Origin of the sequence: endosymbiont of unidentified scaly snail isolate Monju (assembly GCF_000801295.1) — a bacterium.
In the GTDB taxonomy this organism is placed as follows: Bacteria; Pseudomonadota; Gammaproteobacteria; order Chromatiales; family Chromatiaceae; genus MONJU.
The window spans coordinates 1,140,714-1,163,320 of record NZ_AP012978.1 but is presented as its reverse complement, the minus strand read 5'-3'; the positions used below and the strand labels follow the sequence as shown (position 1 = coordinate 1,163,320).

Here is a 22,607-nt window from a genome sequence, read left to right as displayed (position 1 = left end):
CAGATCACAGCACGGCGCGAGGATAGGAACCCAACTCCTTGTACAAGGCGGCCAGGGAGCGCAATTCGGCCAGCGCCTTGCCAACGCCAGGGTCCTCGCGGTGCCCCAGCAGGTCGATGAAGAACACGTAGTCCCAGTTGCCGCGCCGGGAAGGCCGCGATTCGATACGGGTCATGCTGATGCCGTTCTCGGCCAGCGGTCGCAGCAGGTGATAGAGGGCACCCGACTCGTTGCGCGTGCTGACCATGATGCTGGTCTTGTCGTCACCCGAGGGGCTGGTGCCATGCCGGCCGATCACCAGGAAGCGCGTGGTATTGTCCGGCTCGTCCTCGATGTTGGCCGCCAGCACGTCCAGGTCGTACAGCTCGGCCGCGGCCCGACCGGCGATCGCTGCCGCCCCCTCGGTCTCGGCCGCCAGCCGTGCGGCCTCGGCATTGCTGCCGACCGCTATCCGCTCGACAAAGGGCAAGTGCCGGTCCAGCCAGTTGCGGCACTGGGCCAGCGACTGCTGATGCGAGAACACCGTGCGAATGGACTCCAGTGGCTGTGCCTTGCCCAGCAGATTGTGATGGATGCGCAGCGACACCTCGCCGCAGATCTGCAAGGGTGAGGCCAGGAACATGTCGAGCGTGTGATTGATGACCCCTTCGCTGGAGTTTTCCACCGGCACCACGCCATAGTCGGCCTTCTCGCTCTCGACCTCCTGGAACACGTCGGAGATGCTACCCAGCGGCAGGGTGCGCACCGAATGCCCGAAGTGCTTCTGCGCAGCCGCCTGGGTGAAGGTGCCTTCCGGCCCCAGGTAGGCAACCTCGAGCGGGCGCTCCAGGGCCAGGCAGGCGGACATGATCTCGCGGAACAGGCGCGCGACCTCCTCGTCGGGCATTGGCCCCTGGTTGCGCGCCTTGACCTTGCGCAACACCTCGGCCTCGCGCTCCGGGCGATAGAACACGGCATTGGGATCGGCTTCCAGCTTGATCCGCGCGACCTCCATCGCCGCCTCGGCACGCTGGTTGAGCAGGGCGTGGATCTTCTCGTCGAGCGCGTCGATACGCTTGCGGATGCGGGCAAGCTGTTGGGCTTCGCTTTCGCTCATTGCATGGTTCCGTGACCTGTTCGGGACAACCTGGCGACCCTCAGCACCCCAGGCAACGTACCGAGAGCACACCTTCGATGCTGGCGATGGCCTCGGCAGTCTCGGCTGCTGGCGGCTGATTCACATCGATCAGCGTCACCGCGATATCACCGCGCGACTTGTTGAGCATATCCAGGATGTTCAGCCCGGCATCGGCCAGCAGGGTCGAGACCTGGCCCAGCATGTTGGGCACATTGCTGTTGACCACCGCGATGCGGTAGCCCTCGCCACGCGGCAGCTCGATCTCGGGGAAATTCACCGAGTTGCGCACATTGCCGTTCTCCAGCCAGTCGCGCGCCTCGTCAACCACCATGACCGCACAGTTCTCCTCGGCCTCTCGGGTCGAGGCCCCAAGGTGCGGCAGGGTGATCACCCGCGGGTGGTCCTTGAGCAGGTTGCTGGGGAAGTCGCACACATAGGCATACAGCCGCCCGTCATCGAGCGCCCGGACCGCCGCCTCGTCGTCAATGATACCGTTGCGTGCAAAGTTGAGGAGCACCACGCCGGGCTTCATCAGCCTCAGGCGCTCGGCATTGATCATGTTGGCCGTGGCGTCATTGAGCGGCACGTGGAAGGTGATGAAATCGGAACGCGTCACCAGATCGTCCACCGACAGCGCCTGCTCCACCCCGGCATCCAGCTGCCAGGCGGCCTTCACGGTGATGGTCGGGTCATAGCCGATCACCTTCATGCCCAGGGCACGTGCGGCATTGGCCACCCTGACCCCGATCGCACCCAGACCGACCACGCCCAGGGTGCGCCCCGGCAGCTCGAAGCCGACGAAGTTCTTCTTTCCGGCTTCCACCGCCTTGCTGATCTCGGCGTCCGAACCCTCCAGGCCCACCGCGAAGCGCCAGGCCGGACCGATATTGCGCGCGGCCATCAGCATGCCCGCGATCACCAGCTCCTTCACCGCGTTGGCGTTCGCCCCCGGGGCGTTGAACACCGGCACACCCGCCTTGGTCATGCGCTCAACCGGGATATTGTTCACCCCGGCTCCGGCGCGGCCAATGGCCTTCACCGTACCGGGGATCTCCATGTCGTGCATCTTCGCCGAACGCACCAGGATGGCGTCGGGATGCGTGATCTCCGAGGCGACCTCATATTGATCACGCGGCAGGCGATCCAGCCCCTTCACCGAGATATTGTTGAGCGTGAGAATCTTGAACATTGCCTTTTCCCTATTTTTTTCCAGACAAACCGCCGAGGTCGCCAGGGTCGCAAAGTTGTTTTTTGTGTCCCCGGTAATGAATCCCTATAAACCACAAGGGACACAAAGATCACAAAGCCATACCTTGTGTCCGTTCCTCATGGGCCTGGCACAACAGATGGGCAGGATGGGCAAAGCCCCGAAGGCCGTTCCCATCGTCCATGCCAATCACCTTCGTGCCCTTTGTGGTGACCCCTCACCCGTGCCGGCGTTCGAAGTCGGTCATGAAGTCCACCAGCGCACGCACACCTTCCTCGGGCATGGCGTTGTAGATGCTGGCGCGCATGCCGCCGATGGAACGGTGGCCCTTGAGGGTCTTGAGCCCGGCCGCGGCAGCCTCTTCGAGGAAGGTGGCATCCAGCGCGGGATCAGCCAGGGTGAAGGGCACGTTCATCCACGAACGATACGCCTTCTCCACCGGGTTTGCGTAGAAGTCGCTGTTGTCGATGGTGTCATAGAGCAACGCTGCCTTGCGCTGGTTGATCTCGGCCATCTTCGCCAGCCCGCCCTGCGCCTTGAGCCACTGGAACACCAGCCCGGCCAGGTACCAGCCGTAGGTCGGCGGGGTGTTGTACATGGAGCCGTTCTCGGCATGGGTGGCATAGTTCAGCATCACCGGCACCTGCTCGCCCGCCTGACCGATCAGGTCCTCGCGCACGATCACCAGGGTGAGGCCTGCCGGGCCAATGTTCTTCTGCGCACCGGCATAGATCAGGCCGAACTTCGAGACATCGATGGGGCGCGACAGGATGGTGGAGGACATGTCCGCCACCAGCGGGGTGTCGCCGGTATCCGGCACATAGGGGAACTCCACGCCCTGGATGGTCTCGTTGGGCGTGTAGTGCACATAGGCCGCATCGGCACTGAACTCGACGCTGCCCTCGGCCGGCAGGGTGGTGAACTTGCTGTCACTGGTATCGGCAACGATGTTCACCTCGCCAAAGCGCTTCGCCTCGGCGATCGCCTTCTTCGACCAGGCGCCGGTCAGGTAGTAGTCGGCACGCGCGCCTCGTCCCATCAGGTTCAGCGGGATCATGGCAAACTGCAAGGAGGCCCCTCCCTGCAGGAAAAGCACCTTGTAGTTGTCAGGGATCTGCAGCAGCTCGCGCAGGTCGGCCTCGGCCTGCTCCGCGATGGACATGAAGTCCTTGCCGCGGTGGCTCATCTCCATCACCGACATGCCGTTGCCGTGCCAATCCAGCAGTTCCTCCTGCGCTTGCCGCAATACCGCCTCGGGCAAAGCCGCCGGACCCGCACTGAAATTGAAAACTCGTGCCATGTTCACTTCCTGCCAAAACAACCAAGTTCAATAACCACCAAGGACGCGAAGGGCGCCAAGGCATGAAGAATGCTTCTCGATCAGACCGCCGCTCCCGGCACCCGGGACATTTCCGCTGCTACGCACAAGCAACGACGGTTCTCATCCCTTGCGTACTCTGCGCCTTTTGCGGTTCGTTCATTCACCGTCGTTCTCGTCGGAATCCTCGTCCAGCGCCTCGATGCGCGCGATGCCGATGAGCTTCTCGCCCTTGCTCAGGGTGATGAGCTTGACGCCCTGGGTGTCGCGGCTCATGCGCGAGACATCGTCCACCCGGGTGCGCACCAGGGTGCCGCCGTCGGTGATGAGCATGATCTCGTCACCATCGAACACACGCACCGCGCCGACCTGTTCGCCATTGCGTTCGCTGGTCTTGATGGCAATCACGCCCATGCCGGCACGCCCCTTCACCGGGAACTGCTCGACCGGGGTGCGTTTGCCGTAGCCGTTCTCGGAGGCGTTGAGCACGTCGCCCTCGTCGCCGACGATCAGCGAAATCACGCGCTGTCCCTCGCCCAGCTTGATCCCCCGCACGCCGCAGGCCGTGCGGCCCATGGGACGCACCGTGGACTCGGAGAAACGCAGCGCCTTGCCGGCGGAAGTGAGCAGCATCACCGTCTGCTCGCCATCGGTAAGCTCCACGTCGATCAGCTGGTCACCCTCGCGCAGGTCCACGGCGATGATGCCGGACGAGCGCGGACGCGAGAAATCCTGCAACGGCGTCTTCTTGACCGTACCCAGGGCGGTGGCCATGAAGATGAACTTGTCGTCTTCGTATTCGCGGATCGGCAGGATGGCGTTGATGCGCTCGCCTTCTTCGAGCGGGAGCAGGTTGACCATCGGCCGCCCGCGCGCATTGCGCCCGGCCTGAGGCAACTCGTAGACCTTGAGCCAGTAGCACTTGCCGAGACTGGAGAAGCACAGGATGGTGTCGTGGGTGTTGGCCACGAACAGCTTCTCGACGAAGTCCTCGTCCTTGGTGGTGGTCGCCGCCTTGCCCTTGCCGCCCCGCCGTTGCGCGCGATAGACGTCCAGCGGCTGCGCCTTGGCGTAGCCCTGGTGCGAGAGCGTGACCACCACGTCTTCCTCTGTGATCAGGTCCTCGAGGGTGAGGTCCAGCCGGGTGTGGATGATCTCGGAACGTCGCTCGTCGCCGAACTGTTCGCGGATCTCCAGCAACTCCTCGCGGATCACCGCCATCAGGCGATCGGGGTTGGAGAGGATCTCCAGCAGCTCGGCGATGCGCTCGAGGATCTCTTCGAACTCGTTGATGATCCTGTCCTGCTCGAGCCCGGTGAGCTTCTGCAGACGCAGATCGAGGATGGCCTGGGCCTGGGTCTCGGTCAGGCGGTAGCCCTCCTCGGTGAGCCCGAATTCGGGCGGCAGGTCCTCGGGACGCGAGGCATGGGCACCGGCGCGCGCCAGCATGGCCTCCACCGCACCCGACTGCCAGGCACGTGCCACCAGCTGACGCTTGGCCTCGGCCGGGCTGGGTGCCGCCTTGATCAGTGCGATCACCTCGTCGATGTTGGCCAGCGCCACCGCCAGACCCTCGAGGATATGCGCACGTTCGCGCGCCTTGCGCAGATCGAACAGGGTGCGCCGGGTCACCACGTCGCGGCGGTGACGAATGAAGTACTCGAGCAGCTGCTTGAGATTCAGGGTGCGCGGCTGCCCGTCCACCAGGGCCACCATGTTGATGCCGAACACGCTCTGCATCTGCGTCTGCTTGTAGAGGTTGTTCAGCACCACCTCGGCCACCTCACCGCGGCGCAGTTCGATCACCATGCGCATGCCGTCCTTGTCGGACTCGTCGCGCAGCTCGGAGATACCCTCGAGCTTCTTTTCCTTGACCAGCTCGGCGATCTTCTCCAGCAGGCGGGCCTTGTTGACCTGGTACGGCAGCTCGGTGACCACGATGCGCTGGCGGCCGCTGTCCATCTCCTCGATCTCGGCACGCGCACGGATGTAGCACTTGCCGCGCCCGGTACGGTAGGCCTCGCGGATGCCGGCCACGCCGTTGATGATGCCGGCGGTGGGGAAGTCCGGGGCCGGGATGCGCTCGATGAGCGCCTCGAGCGGGGTCTGCGGATCGTCGATCAGGGCCACGCAGCCGTCGATCACCTCGCGCAGATTGTGCGGGGGGATGTTGGTCGCCATGCCCACCGCGATGCCCGAGGAACCGTTGACCAGCAGGTTGGGGAAACGCGCCGGCAGCACCACCGGCTCATGCTCGGACTCATCGTAATTGGGGGCAAAATCGACCGTCTCCTTGTCGATGTCGGCCAGCAGTTCGTGAGCGATGCGGCTCATGCGCACCTCGGTGTAACGCATCGCCGCCGGGGCATCGCCATCTACCGAGCCGAAGTTGCCCTGGCCGTCGATCAGCGGATAGCGCAGCGAGAAGGGCTGGGCCATACGCACGATGGTGTCGTAGACCGCGGTGTCGCCGTGCGGGTGGTATTTACCAATCACGTCGCCGACCACGCGCGCCGACTTCTTGTAGGGCTTGTTCCAGTCGTTGTTCAGCTCGCCCATGGCGTAGAGCACGCGCCGGTGTACCGGCTTGAGACCGTCGCGCACGTCCGGCAGGGCGCGGCCGACGATGACCGACATGGCATAGTCCAGGTAGGACTGCTGCATCTCGTCTTCGAGACTGACGGGGAGGATTTCCTTGGCGAATTCGGTCATGACGCTATCCTGTGGTCACCCTGCCTGCGACCCGCCACACGGGCCTTGTGGTGATTAACCCGGCCCCTATCCGTGTCACCCTCAGCCACCACGAGCGTGTCCGTGGCAAGGCGCCGCGCCGAAGGCAGGGTCACTCCCTGTCGAGGTGCGGCAACGACGTCCATGGGCACGCTCGTGGTGGCCGAACCGGTTGAATGTCTGAAGATCGGGACGTCAGACAGAAGCCAACAGGTTGTTGCGCTTCTTGCCAATGGAATCACCATTGCCTGATGAGCGCGCCGCGTTCCGACTTCTGTCTGACGTCCTGAGGATGGCATGGATAGGGACCGGGTTAATCTTCTCGCAGGGCGGAAATCTGAGGAGCCGGATTCTACCATATCCCGAGCCGCGGAGCCGGCAGAAAACGGCTCAGAGGGGCTTACACAGCGTCTGAGGCACTTTCCGCAGCCAATCCGCGGCAAGATAGGCTGACGACAGATCGCCATCGTCCGCCCCCTCACCCCCTGCCCCACCTTCGTTCGACGTGACCAAAACCTCGCTGCTCACAGGGGTTTGTTAGACTGGTGAGACAACCACAAGCCGCCCGTCGAGGCGGCATCCTGCCCCATCGGAGAGAGAGAATGAGCACAACCGACCGCGAAGGTCCGCTGCATGAAACGACATTCCACATACGCCAGGTCGCCTTCGAGCACCTCGGCCGATGGATCTACCGGGACTGGCACGAGATGGTGCGTACCGGCTGGCCCAGCTACCTGCATGGCCTGGTAGTGTTCGCGCTGAGCCTGCTCACCCTGCGCATCGCCCTGACCGACATCTTCCTGCTGCCGGGTGTCGCCACTACCTTCGTGCTGGTCGGCCCCATCCTGGCGACCGGCCTCTACGGCATCAGTCGTCGCCTCGAAGCCGGCCACGCAGGGACACTCCACGACGCCCTCTGTGCCTGGCGTACCGCCTCGCGTTGCCTGTGGCGCTTCAACCTGCTGCTGGTGCTGATCGGCGCGCTCTGGGTGGGGATCACGCCCTGCTCTTTCAGCTTTTCGTGAACGTCGAGATACACGACCTGAACGATTTTGTCCGCTACGTGCTCACCCAGGAGACTGAAAATTTCATCCTGTGGACCCTGGCCGGCGGGCTGCTCGCGGCACTGATCTTCGCCATGACGGTAATCGCCGTGCCCTTGCTGCTCGATCATGACGTGACCACCCGCACCGCGGTACTGGCCAGCATTCGCGCAGTCGGCGAAAATCCCGCGCTCATGACCTTCTGGGCCGGGTTCATCGGTCTGGCCACGGCGGTTTCCATGGCCACCGCCATGGCCGGCTTCATCATTCTCTACCCCCTGATAGGCCACGCCTCCTGGCACCTCTACCGGGACATCGTCGAGGTGGACGGCGACAACGTGGCACAACGCACCTGAAAGAACGACATGCAGATCAGCGAAGAACAACTCACCGAAATCGGCATGACCTGGGGCGTCGGCGCCCTCATCCTCTACATGCTGTTCATCATCTGGAACCTGGCAAAGAAGTCCAATGCCGGCCGCTTCGGCACCTTCGTACTGTTCTTCGTGCTCGCTTTCGGCATGCTCGGCTTTATCGCCAAGAACATCATCAAGTGGTTCTTCGACATGGAGTGAAACGGGAAATGATGGGCACGGCGCGATGCGCCTTTGCCCATCAAACCCCTAGCAACACCCCCCACCACCGACATCGTCGGTCGCTTCAGTATCGAAGGGCAGGTGGTCGCCACAGCCGGTGAACAGCCCGTAATGGGTTTCCCAGTCACCGAAGAAGTCGAAATACGGCGCGAAACGGGTCTCGTGCAGCATGCGCCAGGTGTTGCCACAGACCGGAAACAGGCGTCCCCGTTCGATCCGGTGGTGCTTGTCGAGTACAAAGGTTTCTTCCTGACCAGAGATGCCGCCGCGATAGCGCACCGCCTGCCCATAGTCCTCGCAAGCGCTCTCCAACGCCGGCAGCTTGAACAGCCGCCAGGTGGCCGACCAGAAGCGCAGGTTGCCCAGACGCGCGCGGATCTGCGGGTCGTTCACCGCCAGCGGGCGGTCTTCGACCAGGCGCGGATCGGCAAAGCCCGCCTCACGCGCCAGGCGCAGGAAATCATTCCAGTACAGGGCGCCAGCCAGGCACTCGCCGTGCAGCACCGGGTCCGAACGCAGCGCGCCCGGCACCCGGCGATCGGCATAGACATCGGAAAAGTACAGCTCGCCGCCCCCTTTCAGCAGATCCCAGGTAGCACGCAATACCGCGCCCTTGTCCTCGACCAGGTTGATCACACAGTTGGAAACGATCAGATCGAAGCTGCCGGGTGCCAACCCCAGGGCATCCAGGTGCTCGATGTCGCCCTCGACGAAACGCACGTTCGATTCGGCATAACCGAAACGCTCGCGGTGCCAGTCCAGATGCTCGCGGGCCACGGCCAGCTGTTCGGGCGTCATGTCCACGCCGACCACCGAGCCGTGCTCACCCACCAGTTGCGACAACACGTAGCAGTCCTGCCCGGAGCCCGAGCCCAGATCCAGCACCGCCAGACCCTCGAGCTGCGCCGGGACGACCAGGCCGCAGCCGTAGTAACGTGCCGTGACCTCGGGGTGCACCCGCGACAGCGCCTCGCGCAGGTGCAGCGGCAGCTCGCCGCTGGTACAACAGGCATCGGTCTTGAGGTCTGCGTTGCCCTGCAACACCTTGCCGTAGTAATGCTGGACTTGTTCCTTCATCGATCGGACTCTCGAGTGTGGAGAAAAAGGCGCATTGTACGGCGTCTCCGGCCTCGCTTCGCAGCAGACAGCTGCCAGGCGCCGTGCGCCAGGGCGCTGCCATAGCGCGGGCGCCAGCGATAGGCCCAGGCCGCTCGGCACTGCCCGTCGGAAAGACGCACCCACACCCGCACGCGCTGGTAGGGTGCGCCCTCGTAGGCATCCAGACGACGCCACATCGCCGGGGTGATGCCCCGGTACAACAGGCCGGCAACACGTCCCCCCGGGGTCTCGACCAGTCCCGGCCAGGGGCGTCCGGACACCGGGCGCGCCTGCCAGCCGTCGAGCCAGGCCGGCTCGCCGTAGTCATGGCGACCGCTGATCCGCCGCCAGGTCGCCGGATCCACCAGGGTGCCATAGACGAACAGGGCGTCGTTCATCCGTTCCCGCCCTCCACCGGCAGGCCGGCCAGACGCCACTCGGGGAGCCCGCCTTCGAGCCGGTGCGCGACAAGACCGGCCTCGCGCAGACGCGCCACCGCCTCGAAGGCGAGTACGCAATGGGGTCCCCGGCAATAGGCCACGATCTCTTCGGAACCGGCCAGCTCGTGCAGGCGCGAAGCCAGCTCCTCGAGCGGGATGTTGATCGCGCCGGGCAGGTGCCCGGCGGCGTATTCCTCGGGTGGGCGCACGTCCAGCACGGTGACCAGCCCCTCGCGGGCGCGTGCCAGGAGCTCGTCGGCCGGCACCGGCTCGAGCCTGTCCTTGACCCCCAGGTAATCGTCGACCAGGCGCTGCACCTCGGCACGATGCCGCTCCGCCACCTCGCGCAGCGCGCCGAACAGACGCATCACATCGTCGCCACTGAGTCGATACCAGACCCGCTGCCCCACCTTGCGGCTGACCACCAGCCCGGCTTGTCGCAGTTGTTGCAGGTGCTGCGAGGCATTGGCCACCGACAACCCCGCCGCCCGCGCCAGCGACTCCACGCTGCGCTCACCCTGGGCGAGAAACTCCAGCAGCTCGAGCCGGTTGGCGTGGCCCAGCGCGCGCCACCTGCGCAAACTGGGTAAAGAGGTCCTTCTTGAACGATCCGCTTGACATGTCCTGGCATCCAATCAATTATTCAAGTGAACAATTGAATACTAACCGTCGGCAACCGCACCGGCAAATATCGAGGACACGAGATGGACTGGAACCAGTGGCTGCTGTCCCACGAGATCCCCCTGCGCCTGGGTTTCTTCTTCGGTACGTTCGCCCTGATCGCTCTCTGGGAAGGACTGGCGCCGCGGCGTATGCTCAGTATTGGTCGCGGCCTGCGCTGGGCCAGCAACATCGGCATCGTGATACTCAACAGCCTGCTGCTGCGCCTGCTGTTCCCGGCCGCCGCGGTGGGCGTGGCCGCCGCGGTGGGCGTGGCCGCAGCGGCCCAGGCTGGTGGCTGGGGGCTGTTCAACATCTACCCCCTCGGCGGCTGGCCCGAGGTGGCGCTCTCGGTGATCGCCATGGACCTCGCGATCTACCTGCAACACGTCCTGGTGCACGCCGTGCCGGCGTTGTGGCGGCTGCACCGGGTTCACCATGCCGACCTGGACTACGACGTGACCACTGGCGCACGCTTTCACCCGCTGGAGATCGTGCTGTCGATGCTCATCAAGTTCGCCACCATCCTGGTGCTGGGGCCACCGGTGGTGGCGGTGCTGATCTTCGAGGTGCTGCTCAACGCCAGCTCCATGTTCAACCACGGCAACATCCGCCTGCCGGCTGGCGTGGACCGCCTGTTGCGCCGGGTGCTGGTCACTCCGGACATGCACCGGGTGCATCACTCGGTGGAGGACGACGAGGCGAACAGCAACTTCGGCTTCGCCCTGTCATGGTGGGACCGCCTGTTCGGCACCTACCGCGAGCAGCCGCGTGCCGGACACCGGGACATGGCCCTGGGCATTCGCGGCTGGCGCAACCCGCAGGATGTCGATCGCCTGCCCGGCATGCTGAGCCTGCCCTTCCGCGGCAAGGTGGACGACTATGTCATCAACCGCCGCCGCTGGGACAAGCCCGATGCGTCCTGAGGTGCGCCGCGGGCTGATCGCCCTGCTGCTGGCCGCTGCCGTGATCGCCGCCTGGAGCGGACGCGACGCGCTCACCCCGGCGGCCCTGGCCGGCGCCCTGGAACGGCTCGGCACCTTCGCGCCCCTGCTGTTCATCCTGCTCTATGCCCTGGGCACGGTGCTGTTTCTGCCCGGCATCGCCCTGACGCTCGCCGGCGGCATCCTGTTCGGGCCGGTCTGGGGCACGCTGTACAACCTGACCGGTGCCACCCTGGGCGCCACCCTGGCCTTTCTGCTGGCCCGCCACCTGGCCGGCGACTGGGTACGCCGGCGCAGCGGTCCGCGCCTGCGGCGGCTGATCGAGGGCGTGGAGGCCGAGGGCTGGCGTTTTGTTGCCTTCACCCGGCTGGTGCCGTTGTTTCCCTTCAACCTGCTCAACTATGCCCTGGGGCTCACCCGTATTCCGCTGGGTCAGTACGTCCTCGCCAGCGCCCTGTGCATGTTCCCGGGCGCCATCGCCTACACCTGGCTGGGATACGCGGGCAGCGAGGCCGCCGCCGGCAGCGAGGGCTGGGTGCAAAAGCTGCTGCTGGCCCTCGCCCTGCTCGCCGCCGCGGGATTTCTGCCTCGCCTGGTGCGGCGGCTGCGTGGCGCCAGGAACGACAGCGACTGACCTCAGTCCGCGATGACCCCGCGCTCGATCTCGCCAGCGCGCCGCAGTTCGCGCTTGAGGATCTTGCCGGTGGCGTTCTTCGGCAGGCTGTCGCGGATCACCACCTTGCGCGGAACCTGGTGAGCACCGAGGTGTTCGCGGCACCAGGCGCGCACGGCGGCGGCATCCAGCGCCCCGCCCTCGTGCGGCACCACGTGGGCGACCACGATCTCGCCGTGGCTGAGGTGCGGCTCGCCGACCACCGCCGCCTCGAGGATACCCGGGTGTCGGTAGAGCACCTCCTCGACCATGCGCGGATAGACATTCATACCGTTGACGATGATCAGGTCCTTGATCCGGTCCACCATGAAGAAATAGCCATCGGCGTCGCGGTAACCCAGATCGCCGGTACGGAACCAGTCGCCGAAGAAGCTCTCGGCGGTGTCCTCGGGTCGGTTCCAGTAACCCTTCATCACGTTCGGACCACACACACAGATCTCACCGATCTCGCCGTCCGGCAAGAGGTGGCCCTCGCCATCGAGAATGGCCATCTCCACCCCCGGCACCGGCGGCCCAACCGAGCCGGGCTTGCGTGGGCCAGCCGGCGGATTGACGCAGGTCACCGGCCCGCACTCGGTGGGACCGTCACCCTCGACAACGGGAAAACCGAAGCGCGTCTCGAAGCGCTCGAGCAGTTCCACCGGCATGGCCGCGCCACCGGCCACGCCAAGGCGGATCGAGGCCCATCGCGCCGCCTGCTCGTCGGGCAGGCGCAGCACCAGGTTGTACATCGAGGGCACACCCAGGAACACCGTGGCGCCGCAGGCGGCGATGTGCTCGCCGACCAGCGCCGGGTCGAAGCGAGGCACCGGCACCAGGGCCAGGCCATGCAGGGCCGGAGTGAGCATGCCCACGGTGGCGGCAAAGGCATGGAACATGGGCAGCACCACCAGCTGCCGGTCCTCGCCGGGCCGCAATCCCAGCGCCCGCACCACGCTGGCGGTGTTGGCGACCAGGTTGCGATGGGTGAGCATGGCGCCCTTGGGCTGGCCCGTGGTGCCCGAGGTGTAGAGGATGGCGGCCAGGTCCTCGGCTGGATCACAGGCCACAGGCTCCGGCTCGTCGGCCACTGCCAGCCAGTCGGCCAGGCGGTAATGGCCCTCGCGCACCGGCTGCTCGCCAATGCAGCAGGCACAGCGCAGGGTGGCGGCCCGATCGACGAAGGCATCGACCCGCTCGGCCAGCGCCTGGTGATAGACCAGCGCGCCCACCCCCGCGTCCTCGAGGATATAGCAGATTTCCTCGTCACCAATCAGGAGATTCAGTGGCACCACCACCCCACCGGCAAGCACGATGCCCAGGTAGCTCTCGACGAACTCGGGCCCGTTGATGGCATACAGCGCCACCCGGTCACCGGGGCGCAAACCCGAGCGTTGCAGGGCGGCGGCGATGCGTTGGGCGGCCTGCGCGATGGCGGCGAAAGAATGGCTCCCCTGCGGCGTCAGCACCAGGGGCTGTTCGGCATGGCGCTCGACGGCCGCGCGGAAGGCCTGGGGAATGGTCGGGTGGCTCATCGCATCCTCCTTGCTCAAGAGGACCGAGTATAGCGCTCAGATCACCCGCGAGAAGCGCGCCGGAGTCTGTCCGAGGTAGGCGTCGAACACCATGCAGATGTTGCGGATCAGCAGGCGCCCGGCGTCGGTGACGCGGATGCCGGTCTCGCCCATGACGAGCAGACCGTCGGCCTGCATGGGCACGAGACGTTCCAGCTCGGTGGCGAAGTAGTCGCGCACCGCGATCTCCCAACGCCGACCGAAGTCCGCGAAGTCGAGCCGGAACTGGCAGATCAGCTCGCCGATGAGGTCGCGGCGGATACGGTCGTCGCGGTTCAGGCGCAGGCCGCGCTCGATGGGCAGCTCGCCGCGCTCGATGGCGGCGTAGTAGCTGTCCAGGTCCTTGACGTTCTGCGCATAGGTGTCACCCACGCTGCCGATGGCGCTCACCCCGAAGGCCAGCAGGTCGCAGTGCGCGTGCGTGGAATAGCCCTGGAAGTTGCGATACAGCTCGCCGCGCTCCTGTGCCAGCGCCAGCTCGTCGTCGGGCAGCGCGAAGTGATCCATGCCGATATACACGTAACCGGCATCCTGCAGCTTCTCGCCCGCCATCTGCAGGATATCCAGCTTGACCTGCGGGGGCGGCAGCTCGGCCGCGTCGATGCGCCGCTGCGGCTTGAAGCGCTCGGGCATGTGCGCATAGTTGAAGATGGAGAGGCGATCGGGCCGCTCGGCAATCACCGCGTCCAGAGTGTGCGAAAAGGATTCCAGCGTCTGCCGCGGGAGACCGTAGATCAGGTCGATGCTCACCGAACGGAAGCCCAGTTCGCGCGCGCGGCGCATGGAACCGAAGGTCTGTTCCGCGCTCTGGACACGGTTGACCGCGCGCTGCACCTCGGGGTCGAGATCCTGCAGACCCAGGCTCATGCGGTTGAAACCGATCTCGCGCAACACCTCCAGGGTATCCTCGCGCACCTCGCGGGGGTCGATCTCGATGGAGTACTCCCCGCTGTCATCGTCGAGCAGGCGGAAGTGCTCGCGGGTGCGCGCCATCAGCCAGCGCATCTGCTCGTTGTTCAGGAAGGTCGGGGTGCCGCCGCCCCAGTGCAGCTGCTCCACCGGCTGGCCCTGCTCGAAGATCGCCGCCTGCAGGGCCATCTCGCGATCCAGGGCGCGCAGATAGGGCTCGCTCTTGGCGCGGTCCTTGGTAGCGATCTTGTTGCAGGCGCAATAGAAGCAGATGGTGTCGCAGAAGGGGATATGGAAGTACAGCGACAGGGCGCGCGAACGGCCTGCAGCGACGCGGTAGTCCGACTCGGTGAAGTCGTCGCGGAACTGCACCGCCGTGGGATAGGAGGTGTAACGGGGACCCGGGCGATCGTAGCGATCGATCAGGTCCTGATCGAAGGAGAAATGCGATTTCATGCGACAGAGTTTATGGCGTGTAGGCGGACCCCGGGCTGACCCAGATCAAGTTACAGGTCTTCCTCGTCCACCTCGAGCCCCTTGCGGTGGGTCTCGTTGATCTGCTTGAGCAGGGTGTGGAAAGGGATCTCATGTTCGAACCGGCGCAACACGTCCATGAACAGCAGGTCCTCGCGACCGAAGCGGTAGCTACCGTTGCACATGGCGTCATAAACCTGCCGGATGCCTTCTTCCAGCGGCTCGATGTAGGCCGGGAAGCGCGCCAGTTCGTCCTCGGCATCGTACATCAGGCAGTTCTTGAGATCCTCGAACTCGAACAGGGCGTTCTTCACCCAATCGGCATATTCCTCGGCGGTACGTGCGCGACGCAGACTCATGATTCAGCCCTCCACAAACACATCGTGAAACTCGGCCAGTTGTCCGGCGGTGAGCAGGAACACGCCATCGCCGCCGCGTTCGAAATCCAGCCACAGGAAAGGCACGTCGGGATAACGTGCCATCAGGAGATCGGCGCTCGCGCCGACTTCGCATACCAGTATACCACCCTCGTTCAGATGCTCCGGGGCCTCGGCCAGGATGCGCGCGACCACCTTCATGCCGTCCTCGCCGGCGGCCAGGCCCAGGCGCGGCTCGCGGTGGTATTCGGGCGGCAGGGTCGCCATCTCGGCCTCGCTCACATAGGGCGGATTGCTCACGATCAGGTCGTAGCGCTTGCCGTCCAGCCCCGCATAGACATCGGACTGCACGACGCGCACCCGGTCTGCCACGCCATGTCGCTCGGTGTTGCGCTGCGCCACTTCCAGGGCCTCGGGCGAGATGTCGGCCAGGTCCACCAGCGCCTCGGGAAAGGCATGCGCGCAGGCGATACCGATGCAGCCCGAGCCGGTGCAAAGATCCAGTACGCTGCGTACGTGCTCGGCATCGAGCCAGGGCTCGAACCGGGCCTCGATCAACTCGGCAATGGGCGAACGTGGCACCAGCACGTGTTCGTTCACCTCGAAGACCAGCCCGGCGAAGAAGGCGCGACCGGTGATGTGCGCCAGCGGCACCCGGTCCTCCACCCGGCGGCGCAGGCGGCGTGCCAGCTCGGCGGCCTCGGCACGGGTGACCCGGGCATCCAGGAAGGATTCCGGCAGGGAATGATCCAGGTGCAGGGTCGCGAGCACCAGCTCCAGGGCCTCGTCGAGGGCATTGTCGGTGCCGTGACCGAAGAACAGGCCGTGGGCCTCGAAGGTGCTGGCGCTCCAGCGCACCCAGTCGCGCAGACTGTGCAGTTCGTCGAGAGGGATCTCCAGTGTCGTCACATCGTGCCTCAAGATTGTCGGAAAACGGTCGCCACAGGGGCATGAACGTCATGGCCCTTGGACCAGACCGTGATTCTACGCGCTTCGAAGAAAATCGCCGAAAACGACGGGCATCATCCCAGCCCTGGACGGCTCAGGCGCCTCTATCCCTATGCCGAGCAGCACGAGACAATGCTGCGCACCATTGCTGCTCACAGCGAGGTGATCGAACTGCCGGCCGGTCCCTGGCAGCCCCGGCCCGAACCCGAACACTGCCTGTTCCTGGACAAAGGTCGGCTGCAACTCGCTCGCCCCGGGCAGCCCCCCTTCTACCTGGACGCCGATCAGCCCGCCGCTGCTTTCCCTCTGCCGCTGGACGATACCGGCTGGAAGGCGCTGATCCCCTGTCGCCTGCTGCGGGTGCCGACGCGCTACCTGGAATTGTCCCGTGGTGCTTCGAGCCGGACGGAAACGGGGATCGAACTGACCGAGGACGACGCCGAAGCCGATCTCTATCTCGAATGCCGCGATGAGCTCAAGCAGGGCCGCTTCGAACTGCCGGCCATGCCCGAACTGGCGGTACGCATCGGCAAGGCGCTGGACGATCCGAACACCGTCAACGCGGATATCGCGCGCCTCATCCAGCTCGACCCTGCCTTGAACGCTCGGGTGATGCGGGTGGTCAACAGCGCCGCCTGTGCGGGACGCGGACGCATCGGCTCGCTGCAACAGGCCGTGGCACGACTCGGCCGCCAGCAGGTGCGCAACCTGGTGTTCAGCTGCATCATCAAGGACCTGTTTCGCACCGACTCACCCGTCAATCTCAAGAGCCGCATCCAGGCACTCTGGCGACACAGTTGCCGCGTCGCCGCCATCAGCACCATACTGGCCCGGCTCACCCCCGGGCTCGACCCGGAACGTGCCCTGCTCGCGGGCCTGGTCCACGACATCGGCGCCATCCCCCTGTTGCACGCAGCGCGCAACCTGCCGGCGCTGCAGAAGGCACCGGGCCTACTCGACCACCTGATCGACGACCTCAAGGGCGAGGTCGGGCAGCTCACCCTCGAACACTGGCATTTCGACCATGAGCTGGCTCGAGTGGCGCGTCACGCCGAAGACTGGCAGCGGCTGGGCACCGCAATACCCGACTACCTGGACGTGGTGCTGCTGGCGCAACTGCATGCCGCTGTCGGCCAGGGAACCGGCAGCCGCCTGCCACGCATCGACCAGATTCCGGCGTTCCGTCGCCTGGCACTGGGTCGCCTGACCCCGCGCCACTCCATCGCCGTGCTCGACGAGGCAAAACGCGAGATCGCCGAAATCGAGGACCTGCTGCACCACTGAGCGACTGCGTAGAGCAGAGCCGCGCATTGCGGAAACATCCGCGGCCGCCGACCGGCTATAGTGGGGACTGGCGGATTTCCGGAAGCGGCATGCACTCACTCAGAACCCAGATCACCCTGACGCTGGCGCTGCTCAGCGCTCTGTTCGCCATCGCCATCCTCTATGCCATGCACATCGTCGATCAGCAGCGGCGCGACGATCTGCTGCTGCGTCTGGGTGGCGAGATCCAGATCCTGCAACAGCACATGGGTATGCAGGCGATGAACTACCAGGAGAACGCGCCGCGCGACTACCCCACCTATTTTCGCGACGTGCGACTCTACTACCAGGACCTGCTGCACGTGCGCGAGCGTGTCGGACAGATCCTGGAGGCCTTTGCCAGCGGACGCATCACCCCGACACTGCATGCCTCGCAACAGGCGATCACCCACTTCGAACTGCCACCGCGCACCGCGGGGCTGGCCCGCGCCCTCCACCAGCGCTGGCAGGCCTTCGATCAGGAACTCGAGACCAAGCTGGGCGACCCCAAGGAACCGCGCCTGGAATGGGCGGCCGAATGGATACTGGCACAGCACCAGGACCTGACCGAGCAGGCCGGGCGCTTTCTGGAGGCACTGGAACAGGATCTCGAGCGCCGTGCCGAACGCGCTCTGCTGTTCGGCAAGCTGATGCTGATCACCGGTATCGCCCTGGTGATCGGCATCCTCACCTGGTTCTACCTGCGGGTACTGCGGCCACTGCGCGTCGCGGTTCGCGGTTTTCACACCGTGGCCACCGGCGACTTCGCCTACCGCGTGCCAGTGCCGGGCAACAACGAGATCGGCTGGCTGGTGACCGCGTTCAATCAGCTCACCGAACGTCTGGACTCCCTGCTCCAGCTGCTCACCCGGCTGCAACGCGCCGACGAGCTGGACGATGCCCTGCGAATCCTGTCCGAGACCCTGCCGCACCTCGTACCGCTGGACTGGGTCGGCCTGCTGGTACTGGCGCCCGACGGCCGCATGCAGCTGCAACAGGCCTACAGCGACGGCCGTCGTGACACCCTGGGCATCCTGGACTTCACGCTTCAGGGCACCCTCTTGCAGGAATGCCTGCACAGTGGCACCCCTTTGCACATCGCCAATGTGGGTGACACCGCGCGCATGGACCGGCACTACCGTTTTCTCGAAGTGCTGCGCGCCCACGGGCGTCACGAGGCGGTATTCATGCCCATCCTGGGCAACGAGCCGCGCGTAGGGGTGCTGGTAATGGCCTCACGGCACCCCAACACCTATACCTCCGAGCACCTGAGCCTGCTGAACAACCTCTCGGCACTGTTCGGTGCGACCTTCGCACGTACCCTGGTACTCACCGAAAACGCCCGCCTGGCCGCGATTGGCCAGTTCACCTCGGGTATCGTGCACGAGATCCGCACGCCACTGGCCACTATCGGCATGGCGCTGGAACACCTGGCCGGGCTGGGTGAGCTGAACGCGGGCGGCCGCCGGCGCGCATGCCTGGCCTTGAACGAGTCACGGCGCCTGGGCCGCCTGCTGGAGAACATCCTGCTCTATGCCAAGCCACTGACCCTGCAACGCCAACCTCTGCGCCTGGAGGAGGTCGTGGACGGTCTGGCCACCCAGGCACCCTTCGACACGCCCCGGCTGCACATCGACCGGGCCTCGCTCGAGGCCCTGCCGCCGGTGCCGACAGACCGCGACCGGATCACCCAGGTACTGTTGAACCTGTTGCAGAATGCGCTGGAAGCCAATGGCGAAGATGAACGCGGCGTACACCTGCGCGGCGAACTCGCCACGGACGGCCACGCGGTGGTATTGATCGTGGAAAACGGCGGACCGACCATCCGCGAAGAGCAGATGGCGCACCTGTTCGAGCCCTTCTACACCACCAGGGTCTCGGGTACCGGGTTGGGGCTGCCCATCGTGCATCGCATCGTGCAAGCGCACGGCGGCAGCATCCGCATCATCTCGAACGACGAGGAAGGCACCCGGGTCGAGGTAACGCTGCCCCTCGAGCCCGACATCGGGGAAGACTGAAAACCAGCCCGCACCTTCTTCCCGGCACGATTATCGCGCTCCCGGATGCCACATCGGGGCTCAGGCGGCGCTCTCGGCCTCGCCCTGCCGCTTCTTCTGCAGGTCCTCGATGGCCGCCTTGATGGCGTCCTCGGCCAGCACCGAGCAATGCACCTTCACCGGCGGCAGCGCCAGCTCCTTGACAATATCGGTGTTCTTGATCTGGCGCGCCTCTTCCAGCGTCTTGCCCTTCACCCACTCGGTGAGCAGCGAGCTCGAAGCGATCGCCGAGCCACAGCCATAGGTCTTGAACCTGGCGTCCTCGATCACCCCATCCTCGTTCACCTGGATCTGCAGACGCATCACGTCACCGCACGCTGGCGCACCCACCATGCCGGTCCCCACGTTCGGCGCATCCTTGTCCAGACTGCCCACGTTGCGCGGGTTCTCATAGTGGTCGATCACCTTGTCGCTATATGCCATGGTCGATTACCTCTTCGCCCCTCGATGCAGTGAAGCCATGTCGGGCACTGTTGCGCGCACTCAGGCCGCGCGGTGATTGAGATCGAGCAGGTCGTCAGCCGACTTGCTCTGCTTGCGGTCTGCCTCGCGTTCCAGGCCCCGCTTGACCGGATCAGCCAGAGTGATCCCGGTCAGGAAATCGTAGATCTGCTGACTCAGGTCGTCCCACAGGCTGTGCGTCATCCCACGCTGGGTATCGGCACTGCTCGGACGGGGATTGCAGCGGGTGAACTCCACCCACTCGTCCACCGCGCAGATCACGTCGGCGATCGAGATCTCGTCAGCCGGCCGCCCCAGATAATAGCCACCACCGGGGCCTCGCACGCCGCGTACCAGTCCCTTGCCACGCAGTGCGGCAAACAGCTGTTCGAGATAGGAGAGCGAAATACCCTGATTCTCGGAAATATCGGCCAGCGTCACCGGACCCTCGGTCCCGTTGAGCGCCAGATCGAGCATGGCGGTGACCGCATAACGGCCTTTGGTTGAAAGTCTCATTTTGGGCAAACCTCCCTCTGACTGACCCTGGGGATCTGAATTCCCCAGTAATTTACTTGGTTAATACTAGCAGTACCCGAGTGTTTTAGTCAAGCTTTATTCCCTATCCCGATTAGGGGTAGCGATACGAAAATGCGGGACAAGACAGATTTTTCAAGCTCGACGCGCGAAGGCCCTCAGGAAGGATCAGTCAGGGGTTCGCAAACAGACGGCGAAAAACGGGATGCGGCGGCCTCCACCGCGGGGAAGCGATAGCCCAGCAATACGCAGAATCCCAGCCACTTGGCGACGAACCAGTTGGCCTGCCACTTGTTGAGCAGGCCCGGGGCCTCGTAGAGCCGGGTGGTCGGCAGGATCGACTGGCGCAGTTCGATGACCTCGAGCTGACAGGCATCGTGATAGACGCGCAACAGGACATCAGGTTCGGGCAGATGCCCCTTTTCGGCCTCGAACCAGTAGGTCAGGCGGATCAGGCTGGTGTAGCGGCTGTGTTCGAGGATCTCGAGGTGCAGATCGGCATATCCCGGGCAACGTGCCACATGACAGCCCTGCATCTGCCGCAAGACCGGCAGCAGGCGATGCAACTGGCGGTAGTTTTCTTCACACAGTTCCACCAACCGGCCGATGTTGGGCTGCCGGTCGAGCAGACGTTGCAGAAAATGGTGCCAGGGTCGCTGCATGGGCATCGGGATATTGCGAAACAGGTCGCTCCAGTATAGCCAAACACAAAGAGGCCGGTCGGTGACCGGCCTCTCGCATGCATCGACGAGCACAGAAGAAGGGCTCAGCCCTCGCTCTGCCCCTGCTGTTGCTGCTGCTCGGCGATCTGGCGATGCACCTCGGCCATGTCCAGCTCCCCGGCCTTGGTCACCAGCTCGCGGAAGGAAGATTCGGGCAGCGCGCCGACCTCGCTGTAGATGATGACCTTCTCGCGGAAGATCATCAGCGTGGGGATGGAACGGATCTGGAAGTGGGCCGCGATGGCCTGTTCATCCTCGGTATTGACCTTGGCGAATACGACGTCCGGAAACTCTTCCGAGACCTTCTCGTAAGTGGGAGCGAAGGAACGGCAGGGACCACACCACGGCGCCCAGAAATCGACGATCACGAAATCGTTCTCGGTGATGGTCGATTCGAAATTCTCTTCGTTCAGTTCAATGACCGCCATGGGGCCTCCAGCAATAACACGATAGAAACGGGCGGTCAGCATACCGCAAGGTCGTACCGGGCGGTCCTACGACGCCAACCTCGTCCCGGCCACACCGGTGCAGGCATCGTCGGCACCAGCAGACCACGGCGCCACTCTCCGCCCCCCCCCGCTGACCCAGATCAAGTCGCCGACAAACATTCGGTCGTACCCTTCGGCCCTCCGTTTCACTGCAAGGGATTGCCCGTACGAGCAATACCGGAGCTTCGCATGGCAATCGAACTCTACAACGACGGCGAACATATCTGTGTTGCCTTCCGCGATCTCGTTGCGAACGAGGCTGTTCAGGCCAATCAGTTCATGATCTTCGATTCGGATCACGCGGCATTGATCGACCCAGGCGGCGAACTCACCTATACCGACCTGTACCTGGGCATCGCCAAGTACTTGAACGTGAAGAACCTCGATTACGTGGTGGCCTCGCACCAGGATCCGGACATCGTGGCCTCGTTGAACAAGTGGCTGGTCGGCACCAATGCCAAGATGGTGGTCCCCGAACTGTGGGAACGATTCATCCCGCATTTCACGCGGCCAGGCAAGCTCAAGGGACGGCTGATCGTCATTCCCGATCAGGGGACCAACCTGCAACTCGGCAGTATCCAGCTCAAGGCACTGCCAGCGCATTTCCTTCACGCCGAGGGCAACTTCCAGTTCTATGATCCCAGGTCACGCATCCTGTTCTCGGGCGACATGGGTGCCAACCTCTGTCCGACAGAGGAGCTGGACAAGCCTGCCAAGCGGATCAAGGAGATACTCCCCTACATGGAGGGTTTCCACCGTCGTTACATGAACAGCAACAAGGTCTGCCGACTCTGGGCCAACATGGTGTCGCAACTCGATATCCGCATGATCGTGCCCCAGCACGGCCGAGCCTTCATCGGTAAGGCAATCCCCGAATTCATCTCCTGGATCAGCCAGCTGCAATGCGGTATCGACCTGATGACCCAGGACGACTACCGGATCCCCTGAGGTGCCCCTGAACCAGTGCGCCCCGCCC

At 64.6% G+C, this 22,607-nt stretch carries 20 protein-coding genes and 2 pseudogenes; 7 read left to right on the top strand and 15 right to left on the bottom strand.

From position 1 onward, the window contains the following. Positions 1-4 precede the first annotated feature (4 nt). From pheA to gyrA, 4 genes are all read right to left on the bottom strand, one after another. Positions 5-1,096: a prephenate dehydratase gene (gene pheA, locus EBS_RS05445; protein ID WP_043107682.1), complete on the bottom strand. Its 1,092-nt coding sequence runs from the start codon at positions 1,094-1,096 to the stop codon at positions 5-7. A gap of 40 nt (positions 1,097-1,136) precedes the next feature. Beyond that, positions 1,137-2,306 carry a phosphoglycerate dehydrogenase gene (locus EBS_RS05440; RefSeq protein ID WP_043107681.1) on the bottom strand — a complete coding sequence of 390 codons (1,170 nt, stop codon included), beginning with the start codon at positions 2,304-2,306 and terminating at the stop codon, positions 1,137-1,139. A 235-nt stretch (positions 2,307-2,541) separates the two neighbouring features. Beyond that, positions 2,542-3,624: a 3-phosphoserine/phosphohydroxythreonine transaminase gene (gene serC, locus EBS_RS05435; protein ID WP_043109315.1), complete on the bottom strand. Its 1,083-nt coding sequence runs from the start codon at positions 3,622-3,624 to the stop codon at positions 2,542-2,544. Positions 3,625-3,801: 177 nt separating this feature from the next. After that, the gene (gyrA, locus tag EBS_RS05430) at positions 3,802-6,354 is read right to left on the bottom strand and encodes a DNA gyrase subunit A (protein ID WP_043107680.1); all 2,553 of its coding nucleotides are present in this window, start codon (positions 6,352-6,354) and stop codon (positions 3,802-3,804) included. 620 nt (positions 6,355-6,974) lie between these two features. Between gyrA and EBS_RS14950 the strand changes: the two are divergent. Both EBS_RS14950 and EBS_RS05420 read left to right on the top strand, forming a co-directional pair. Continuing rightward, positions 6,975-7,771, top strand: a pseudogene (locus EBS_RS14950) (DUF2189 domain-containing protein). A 9-nt stretch (positions 7,772-7,780) separates the two neighbouring features. Next, entirely contained in the window at positions 7,781-7,990 is a 210-nt protein-coding gene (locus tag EBS_RS05420) for a DUF2788 domain-containing protein (protein ID WP_043107679.1), read from the top strand. A gap of 48 nt (positions 7,991-8,038) precedes the next feature. Here the strand turns inward: EBS_RS05420 and EBS_RS05415 are convergent, their stop codons facing one another. The 3 genes and pseudogenes from EBS_RS05415 to EBS_RS05405 all read right to left on the bottom strand — a co-directional run bounded on the left by EBS_RS05415 (position 8,039) and on the right by EBS_RS05405 (position 10,170). Beyond that, positions 8,039-9,088, bottom strand: a complete 1,050-nt coding sequence (locus tag EBS_RS05415) for a methyltransferase domain-containing protein (protein WP_043107678.1) — start codon at positions 9,086-9,088, stop codon at positions 8,039-8,041. Then, positions 9,085-9,507, bottom strand: a complete 423-nt coding sequence (locus EBS_RS05410) for a gamma-glutamylcyclotransferase family protein (protein ID WP_052199336.1) — start codon at positions 9,505-9,507, stop codon at positions 9,085-9,087. Before EBS_RS05410 ends, EBS_RS05415 begins: the two co-directional genes overlap by 4 nt. Beyond that, positions 9,504-10,170: pseudogene (locus tag EBS_RS05405) on the bottom strand (ArsR/SmtB family transcription factor). The gene EBS_RS05410 and the pseudogene EBS_RS05405 overlap by 4 nt, the downstream one beginning before the upstream one ends. 83 nt (positions 10,171-10,253) lie before the next feature. Here EBS_RS05405 and EBS_RS05400 point away from each other — a divergent pair. Further along, positions 10,254-11,135 carry a sterol desaturase family protein gene (locus EBS_RS05400; RefSeq protein ID WP_043107677.1) on the top strand — a complete coding sequence of 294 codons (882 nt, stop codon included), beginning with the start codon at positions 10,254-10,256 and terminating at the stop codon, positions 11,133-11,135. Then, positions 11,125-11,787 (top strand): TVP38/TMEM64 family protein, encoded by a 663-nt coding sequence (locus EBS_RS05395; protein ID WP_043107676.1) that lies wholly within the window; start codon positions 11,125-11,127, stop codon positions 11,785-11,787. The genes EBS_RS05400 and EBS_RS05395 overlap by 11 nt, the downstream gene beginning before the upstream one ends. 2 nt (positions 11,788-11,789) lie before the next feature. On the opposite strand, the gene EBS_RS05390 is transcribed toward EBS_RS05395, so the two are convergent. Genes EBS_RS05390 through prmB form a run of 4 tightly spaced genes read right to left on the bottom strand, consistent with a single transcriptional unit; the run spans position 11,790 to position 16,033 of the window. Continuing rightward, positions 11,790-13,340: a long-chain-fatty-acid--CoA ligase gene (locus EBS_RS05390; RefSeq protein ID WP_043109310.1), complete on the bottom strand. Its 1,551-nt coding sequence runs from the start codon at positions 13,338-13,340 to the stop codon at positions 11,790-11,792. Positions 13,341-13,376: 36 nt separating this feature from the next. Then, positions 13,377-14,744 (bottom strand): oxygen-independent coproporphyrinogen III oxidase, encoded by a 1,368-nt coding sequence (gene hemN, locus EBS_RS05385; RefSeq protein WP_043107675.1) that lies wholly within the window; start codon positions 14,742-14,744, stop codon positions 13,377-13,379. A gap of 50 nt (positions 14,745-14,794) precedes the next feature. Beyond that, complete coding sequence (locus tag EBS_RS05380; RefSeq protein WP_043107674.1) at positions 14,795-15,121, bottom strand: hypothetical protein; 327 nt, start codon at positions 15,119-15,121, stop codon at positions 14,795-14,797. Between the two features lie 3 nt (positions 15,122-15,124). Beyond that, entirely contained in the window at positions 15,125-16,033 is a 909-nt protein-coding gene (prmB, locus tag EBS_RS05375; protein ID WP_043109309.1) for a 50S ribosomal protein L3 N(5)-glutamine methyltransferase, read from the bottom strand. 84 nt (positions 16,034-16,117) lie between these two features. Here prmB and EBS_RS05370 point away from each other — a divergent pair, with 84 nt between their 5' ends. Both EBS_RS05370 and EBS_RS12810 read left to right on the top strand, forming a co-directional pair. Then, positions 16,118-17,371, top strand: a complete 1,254-nt coding sequence (locus tag EBS_RS05370) for an HDOD domain-containing protein (protein WP_148307673.1) — start codon at positions 16,118-16,120, stop codon at positions 17,369-17,371. Between the two features lie 89 nt (positions 17,372-17,460). Further along, positions 17,461-19,407 carry a sensor histidine kinase gene (locus tag EBS_RS12810; RefSeq protein WP_052199334.1) on the top strand — a complete coding sequence of 649 codons (1,947 nt, stop codon included), beginning with the start codon at positions 17,461-17,463 and terminating at the stop codon, positions 19,405-19,407. A gap of 60 nt (positions 19,408-19,467) precedes the next feature. Here EBS_RS12810 and iscU read toward each other — a convergent pair whose 3' ends face one another. The 4 genes from iscU to trxA form a co-directional block, all read right to left on the bottom strand. Then, positions 19,468-19,869, bottom strand: coding sequence for a Fe-S cluster assembly scaffold IscU (iscU, locus tag EBS_RS05360; protein ID WP_043107673.1), 402 nt, complete (start codon positions 19,867-19,869; stop codon positions 19,468-19,470). Positions 19,870-19,929: 60 nt separating this feature from the next. Continuing rightward, positions 19,930-20,403, bottom strand: a complete 474-nt coding sequence (locus EBS_RS05355) for an Rrf2 family transcriptional regulator (protein WP_043107672.1) — start codon at positions 20,401-20,403, stop codon at positions 19,930-19,932. A gap of 176 nt (positions 20,404-20,579) precedes the next feature. Further along, positions 20,580-21,089, bottom strand: coding sequence for a DUF1249 domain-containing protein (locus EBS_RS05350; RefSeq protein ID WP_052199333.1), 510 nt, complete (start codon positions 21,087-21,089; stop codon positions 20,580-20,582). Positions 21,090-21,187: 98 nt separating this feature from the next. Further along, complete coding sequence (gene trxA, locus EBS_RS05345; protein WP_043107671.1) at positions 21,188-21,571, bottom strand: thioredoxin; 384 nt, start codon at positions 21,569-21,571, stop codon at positions 21,188-21,190. 249 nt (positions 21,572-21,820) lie between these two features. Between trxA and EBS_RS05340 the strand changes: the two genes are divergently transcribed. After that, positions 21,821-22,579 (top strand): oxygen-binding di-iron domain-containing protein, encoded by a 759-nt coding sequence (locus EBS_RS05340; RefSeq protein ID WP_043107670.1) that lies wholly within the window; start codon positions 21,821-21,823, stop codon positions 22,577-22,579. The last annotated feature ends 28 nt before the right edge of the window (positions 22,580-22,607 follow it).

Excerpts from the sequence above, each read along its gene's own strand:
- EBS_RS05350 (WP_052199333.1), bottom strand. The coding sequence starts at position 21,089 with ATGCCCATGCAGCGACCCTGGCACCATTTTCTGCAACGTCTGCTCGAC.
- EBS_RS05410 (WP_052199336.1), bottom strand. The coding sequence starts at position 9,507 with ATGAACGACGCCCTGTTCGTCTATGGCACCCTGGTGGATCCGGCGACC.
- EBS_RS05390 (WP_043109310.1), bottom strand. The coding sequence starts at position 13,340 with ATGAGCCACCCGACCATTCCCCAGGCCTTCCGCGCGGCCGTCGAGCGC.
- iscU (WP_043107673.1), bottom strand. The coding sequence starts at position 19,869 with ATGGCATATAGCGACAAGGTGATCGACCACTATGAGAACCCGCGCAAC.
- EBS_RS05380 (WP_043107674.1), bottom strand. The coding sequence starts at position 15,121 with ATGAGTCTGCGTCGCGCACGTACCGCCGAGGAATATGCCGATTGGGTG.
- EBS_RS05415 (WP_043107678.1), bottom strand. The coding sequence starts at position 9,088 with ATGAAGGAACAAGTCCAGCATTACTACGGCAAGGTGTTGCAGGGCAAC.
- hemN (WP_043107675.1), bottom strand. The coding sequence starts at position 14,744 with ATGAAATCGCATTTCTCCTTCGATCAGGACCTGATCGATCGCTACGAT.
- trxA (WP_043107671.1), bottom strand. The coding sequence starts at position 21,571 with ATGGCGGTCATTGAACTGAACGAAGAGAATTTCGAATCGACCATCACC.
- EBS_RS05420 (WP_043107679.1), top strand. The coding sequence starts at position 7,781 with ATGCAGATCAGCGAAGAACAACTCACCGAAATCGGCATGACCTGGGGC.
- serC (WP_043109315.1), bottom strand. The coding sequence starts at position 3,624 with ATGGCACGAGTTTTCAATTTCAGTGCGGGTCCGGCGGCTTTGCCCGAG.
- pheA (WP_043107682.1), bottom strand. The coding sequence starts at position 1,096 with ATGAGCGAAAGCGAAGCCCAACAGCTTGCCCGCATCCGCAAGCGTATC.
- EBS_RS05400 (WP_043107677.1), top strand. The coding sequence starts at position 10,254 with ATGGACTGGAACCAGTGGCTGCTGTCCCACGAGATCCCCCTGCGCCTG.
- EBS_RS05340 (WP_043107670.1), top strand. The coding sequence starts at position 21,821 with ATGGCAATCGAACTCTACAACGACGGCGAACATATCTGTGTTGCCTTC.
- EBS_RS12810 (WP_052199334.1), top strand. The coding sequence starts at position 17,461 with ATGCACTCACTCAGAACCCAGATCACCCTGACGCTGGCGCTGCTCAGC.
- EBS_RS05440 (WP_043107681.1), bottom strand. The coding sequence starts at position 2,306 with ATGTTCAAGATTCTCACGCTCAACAATATCTCGGTGAAGGGGCTGGAT.
- gyrA (WP_043107680.1), bottom strand. The coding sequence starts at position 6,354 with ATGACCGAATTCGCCAAGGAAATCCTCCCCGTCAGTCTCGAAGACGAG.
- EBS_RS05355 (WP_043107672.1), bottom strand. The coding sequence starts at position 20,403 with ATGAGACTTTCAACCAAAGGCCGTTATGCGGTCACCGCCATGCTCGAT.
- EBS_RS05395 (WP_043107676.1), top strand. The coding sequence starts at position 11,125 with ATGCGTCCTGAGGTGCGCCGCGGGCTGATCGCCCTGCTGCTGGCCGCT.